The sequence below is a fragment of the Ectopseudomonas oleovorans genome (assembly GCF_029845265.1).
Taxonomy (GTDB): Bacteria; Pseudomonadota; Gammaproteobacteria; order Pseudomonadales; family Pseudomonadaceae; genus Aquipseudomonas; species Aquipseudomonas oleovorans.
The window spans coordinates 1-5,673 of record NZ_JAOCLK010000080.1 but is presented as its reverse complement, the minus strand read 5'-3'; the positions used below and the strand labels follow the sequence as shown (position 1 = coordinate 5,673).

Below are 5,673 nucleotides of genomic sequence, written 5' to 3'. Positions count from 1 at the left end.
TTCGCTCCTTCGTCTTCAGGGTTCTGCGCTTGCGCTGCGCATGAACCCCTGCCGACTAGGGCGACTAAGGCGGTCGTGAAAAAATCAGGAAAAATCGCGGAGGCTCCACCCAGCGCAGCGGCCGGGTGGAAACCGTCTATTTTTCTTGATTTTGAGGGGGCAAGAACCCCTGCTTTGGAAAGGGGGGAACGTCATCGCTGGTGGTGACAGCAACGTGTTTCGTCAGTTGGTAACTGGCCGGAGTCGGCCGATTCTGTTGAAAAAGTCCCGTCGCGATTTTTGCCCATAAAGAGTGTTGTCGACGTTGAAACCTGGTTCGATCAGACGGCGGAGCTGTCTTGGTTTTTTACGTAGCAACGCCAGAATCGAGCGTTTTTTGAGCTGCCGAAAAGCAGCTCTCTCAGAAACCGACTTTTTCAACAGAATCGGCCAAAAGCGGACATCTGACGACGGCAGCTAACGGCATGAATAAAATACGCCCAATTACTCATGGCCTATATGGGTGTATGAAAAGTAAATTTCAGTCAGACCTGCTCTAATAGAAGGAAACATCAGAGTCAGTCTTTCTGCTAACTTGACGCAATCGCACTCTTCCAACTGTTTTTCTGCTAGTAAAGTACACTCCAGACAATTCAAGAGCTTCTTTCTGCGCAGTCAGAGTTTTTCTGATATCAAAGGTGGTTGTTCCATGATATTCATCCCACTCAGGGTTTTTGGGAATGGATCTGTACAGGTAATACAGTCTATTGTTCCCGTACTCAATAGTGGGGGTGGTTTCTAGCGTGATGGATTTCGATGTTTCAGTATGTATGTCAATTCTAACCTCTTCAAGGGACTGCTTTATCAGTGCTCTTGCAGGGATTTTAAGCGTTTCAGAAACTATAATTTCGCCCTCCCATGTCCCATTGAGATCGGGAAAGATATTTTTTTTGAATTTACGAATCAGTCTCCATATTAGGCGTGCTGTTGTGTCTGTGGTCAGAATCAAAAAAAGGCCAGCAGCGATCCAAGGCGCAATGCTAAATACCTTTATAATTGGCAGGTCAGTATGCCAATACTCTCGCGCCATCTCATAGGTAAAGATGCTAACAAAGGCTGTGATAATGGCAATAAGTTTTAGAAGAAAACGAAGATCGATAACTCTAAACATTTATTGCCTCATGCCTTCGAAGCTTTGCAGCTGCCCTTTGCCGCTACTTTTCGCTGAGAGTAGCGCTACATATGCCTCTCTCAAAGATTTGCCAACTCCAGCGGAAAACGACAATTCGTTATCCGAGATGCGTTGAATCTGAGAGTAAATATATTCGGCATCGATCTCTGACTTGGTAGTTCCTGCAACGCCATCAGCAGCACAGAAAATTATTTCAAACCCCTGCGACTTTAGATAGACAGCAATCTGCCTCGTTTTGTCTTGTACGAGATTATTTACGCTAATCAACTCCTCAACGTTATTTCTTAGATAAGCGGAAGTGATTTTTTGACCAATGTCATCGCCGTCTATGGTTATATAGTTCACGCCACCCCTCCAAGGTGCCTTTGGTAGGAGGTCATTGTGCTAGTTGCACATAGTTGCGTCAACTAGACGTTAAGAGGTGCTTTGGCTAGAGCGAGGGAGCGGTAGCATAGCCACTAAAGAAAAGGTGAAGCCTAGAGCAAGCAGCGAGTCGCCAATATTTTTTCGGCTGGTGGCGATTCCTGCTCATTAGAGTTTTAGTTCAGCTGCATCGCGGTGGCTTGATGAGGCAGGATTTCAATCTATTCAATTAAGTCGGTGTCCGCTCACTTAGGAACATGCCTAACATCATGTATGAATTAGGGGGGCGAGTTTGCTTTCAGGAACTAGTCTGCCCGTACAAACTTCAAAATCCCAGCAGTGTTACCTGCCCGACGCCAATTTCTTGCTGTCCAGTAGTAGCCGATCATCTGTAGAGTTCCATCGGCGTCGCGTCTCAGCTGAACCTCTGCGGCACCCGTATGATTCGACTCGTCATCAGCTGCTTTTTTGAAGTGTTTGGATTTGTAAATATAAACAAGCCGATGCGGCTCATCATTTTGTGCCACGATGGGGGCTGCGGCAATACTGTAAGAGTCTGATTTATCGGTTAAACCTTGAACTTCCACAAGAATATTTATCTTTAGGAGGCTCGCCTTGATGGTTAGCTTTGCCTCGAAGACCTCGAGAGGTATCGGATCTATTTGTGCGGGGTCGAGCGGATTCAGTGTCTCACTTATTGATGCTGCTGCTGATTGAATGGCACGGTGTACCGAATAGTTTGATTCAATAGTGCCTTTCCATTCTCCAGATAGATCAGGGTAAGCATCTTTGAAAATAAATTCATAGCATTTCCAGGCCCGGCGGTAGATGAATGGAATACTACCGACAAGAATGAAAGCGGTTACAACACCAGAGGCAACTTTCCAAGCTGTCTTGCCAAATTCTACAAGATCGGTAGGTGACTCCTTGACCATAAGCCCTATGATCACCAAAACAATCAAGGCGGTGATGAAGGTGAGAACCTTTTTCAGTCCGAACACAGCGTACATTTTGATCCTCGTGAGCTATTGAAACCTTCAAATTTGTACCCATATCATGCTGGCACATTGCAATTTTTCCAAGGGGAGAGCCGCCAATGCCGAGCCTTAATCTGCACAGCCTGTTTGATACGCGGGTCGAAGGCCGGGTGGCCTTCCTTGATAACCTGACTCTCGCTCCTGACGACCGTAAGCTGATGCTTAGCGCACGCACTGACATTCGCGCCCGCCTTAAGGCGCGCTTGCCAAAACGTATCCAGAAAAAGGCAGAAGACGCTGGTCAAGGGCACATCGAGGTTCCAGAACCTAGGTTTTTCACCCAAGGCTCCTGGTCGTACAAAACACTCAACGCTCCTTGCCGCCCCCCTCAACAGGCTGATCTGGATGACGGTGTATACCTGCCGTTTAGCTATATCGAAAGCCAGCCGCCGGCGCAGATGAGCGCATTACTTTTCGAGGCAGTCGAAGAGGTTCTCTCGGAGCTTGCCGATGATAAAGGGTGGGCAATTGACCCCAGTAATGATAATTGCACCCGCCTAATCATCAACGACGACAAGCACATCGATGTTCCGGTCTACAGCATTCCCGATCACGAATTCGAGACGCTTGTAAAAGCAAGCATGGAAATGTACCGCATTGCTGTGGCGAACGCGGCCTTTGATAGCGTTGATTATGCAGAGCGTGCGGATGAGCAAGAGTGGCACATGATGCCCACAGAGGGTGTGCTGATGGCCACCAAAAATCGCGGCTGGCAGGATTCTGATCCTCGTCCCATCCGCGACTGGGTAGTTGAGCAGGTCGAACTGAAGGGTGAACAGCTTCGACGAGTCATGCGCTATTTGAAGGCTTGGCGTGACTTTCAGAAATGGGACAAGGATGACCCTAAGTCGATCCTGCTAATGGTTGCCGCAGACGCTGCTTTTGATATGGCAACCGAAAAGCGCGACGACCTTGCGCTGCTCAAGGTACTCAGGAGGTTACCGGACATCCTTCGCGGAAAGGTCATCAACCCCGCCTCTAGAGACAAGCCTCTGAGCGAGCAGGAAGATCTGGCGAAGCGTATGGACAACAAGGGCATCCGAGACGACGTCATTGCCAGAATCGAGTATTTCGCCGCCCAGCTTGAATATGCTATCGACACCTGTGGGGTTCCAGCAAAAGCCTGCGAGATTTTGATTGAGCATCTTGGCGACCGTCTTCCGAATGACCCGGATCGGGTGACTCAATCGACGGTTCAGAGCCAGCCTGCTCAGAAGACCACCGCGGTCCCCCCCCTTGGGAAAGCTACGGCGGGCTGATGACAGATTTAAGTTCCGTTCACACAGCTCTGACGGAAAGGGGCTTCACCCATGCTAGAAGCCCCTTGGGCCCTCGGTATGCTGGGACTATCTCTTTTAAAGGGCGGCAGATCCCTGTTCATATAGATATCTTTGACAAAAGCTTCAAGCGACTACCTGCTATTCAGTTGCTTGAACGCCCCCCAGAGATACCCTCAGTCTGCGCCCATATAAATCACAATGGCTATCTGTGTTACCTCCGTGACGACCAGGCCTATCTCGCTCGACACGACCTTGGAGGAGCCGTTTTAGGTTGCCTTAAAGTTGCTGAGCAGCTATTGGAAAGGCTCGCCAGTGGTGACGCACTAACAGATATTCAAGACGAGTTTCCGGTTTACTGGGACGGGCTCCCGCTCCTTATCGATATTCCGGGGGAAACCAAGCCCGGCCTCCTCGCGGACGTTGCTCTGCTGGAGCGCTCTCAAACCTCTGAAAGCGATTGTCTATTCTTAATTGGCCGAGACACCTCCGAACTTCTGAGCGTTTACTCTCGCTGGGGATTCGAGGTCCTGAGGCCTTCCTTGAAAATGAGAGTGGTGGATTCTGATAAACCGCTCGGAGCCATGGCGTCGATGTGGCCTCCCAAAACACTTGCCGATCTCAAAACATGGCTGCTGAGTGACGAAAACTCCGCAATTAAAGGTCTTTATGAATCCGTCAAAGATGCTTTCGAGCACAAATTAGATAGATTGATTCTTCTAATTAGAGCTCCGAATACGAGCTGTTGCGTTCTAATTGACATCGAGCATGTCAGAAGGATGCTGCCGAGTCGAAATGCAGCTGACTTCATGCGGGCGGTATTTAGACATTCGGAAAGGTGTGATCAGTTAGGTAAGAAAGTAATCAAGTCTAGGGCTGACAAAGCCAAAATTACCAGGCTTGAGCCAATCCCTGCTGATCCTGGATCTTGGCTTACGCGGAACATGCCTGATTCAAAAGCCGGGCTTGCGGGAAAGAGAGTTCTCTTGATTGGATGTGGTGCAATCGGGGGGCATTTGGCCGATCTCCTCGCCAAGAGTGGAGCTGGATTTCTAGGCGGAACACTTATGCTATCGGATCTGGATACATTGTCGGTGGGGAACATCGGCCGTCACGTATTAGGCTTTGGCGATCTCGAACGCAAGAAAACCAGTGCAATCAGGCAGCAGCTATTTGATCGCTACCCAAGAATAGACGTAGCAGAGGTCACGGACCAAGACGTAATTCGAGCAGGTATGGCGGGAGTAGATCTTGTGGTTGATGCCACAGGAAACCAAGCACTTTCGCTCTACCTAAGCGAGCTGAAGTTAAAAGAAAAATTTGACGCACCCATTGTCTTTGCTTGGGTGGCGGGGGCAGGCTGTGGGGCTCAAGCCTATCTTTTCTCAGGAGATAGAGATGCGTGTTTGAACTGCTTGGACTATAGCGTTCCAGGTGGCTCCTCATCTGTGATGCGAAAAGAGTATGAAATTACGCTGAAAAATTCAGCCGGAAGCTGTGGGGACTGGCTTGTACCATTTTCTGCCACAGCTGCTATGCACGCTGCAGCATTAGCTACCGATCTAGCGGTGGGATGGGCGAAGGGCAAGCCAAACCCGCGCCTTAGAAGTATTACACTGGACTACGACGGAGGAAAAACCGTTAAGCCCATTTCGCCGACGCCAAACTCGAAGTGCCCATCATGCGCCATAGATCGCTAATCGAGCCGAGCTCCAAGCGCTTGGTAGTAGTGAGCGAAGAAGTCATGACTCTGATAACAAGTTATCGGCAGTCCAGCCCAGAAGATTGGGAGGCGGGGGGCATACTCATGGGGAAGCGTAGAGGG

At 49.5% G+C, this 5,673-nt stretch carries 5 protein-coding genes; 2 read left to right on the top strand and 3 right to left on the bottom strand.

Going from position 1 to position 5,673, the window contains the following annotated elements; genetic code table 11:
- Positions 1 to 535: 535 nt before the first annotated feature.
- From N5J71_RS21855 to N5J71_RS21845, 3 genes are all read right to left on the bottom strand, one after another.
- A complete protein-coding gene (locus N5J71_RS21855) occupies positions 536 to 1,150 on the bottom strand; it encodes a Cap15 family cyclic dinucleotide receptor domain-containing protein (RefSeq protein ID WP_279917642.1) in 615 nt (204 codons plus the stop codon).
- Entirely contained in the window at positions 1,151 to 1,516 is a 366-nt protein-coding gene (locus N5J71_RS21850; RefSeq protein ID WP_279917641.1) for a mCpol domain-containing protein, read from the bottom strand.
- A gap of 323 nt (positions 1,517 to 1,839) precedes the next feature.
- Positions 1,840 to 2,544, bottom strand: a complete 705-nt coding sequence (locus tag N5J71_RS21845; protein WP_279917640.1) for a Cap15 family cyclic dinucleotide receptor domain-containing protein — start codon at positions 2,542 to 2,544, stop codon at positions 1,840 to 1,842.
- Positions 2,545 to 2,630: 86 nt separating this feature from the next.
- Here N5J71_RS21845 and N5J71_RS21840 point away from each other — a divergent pair, with 86 nt between their 5' ends.
- Entirely contained in the window at positions 2,631 to 3,830 is a 1,200-nt protein-coding gene (locus N5J71_RS21840) for a CBASS cGAMP synthase (RefSeq protein ID WP_017679348.1), read from the top strand.
- A complete protein-coding gene (locus tag N5J71_RS21835) occupies positions 3,830 to 5,548 on the top strand; it encodes a ThiF family adenylyltransferase (RefSeq protein ID WP_279917639.1) in 1,719 nt (572 codons plus the stop codon). Before N5J71_RS21840 ends, N5J71_RS21835 begins: the two co-directional genes overlap by 1 nt.
- Positions 5,549 to 5,673: the final 125 nt, after the last annotated feature.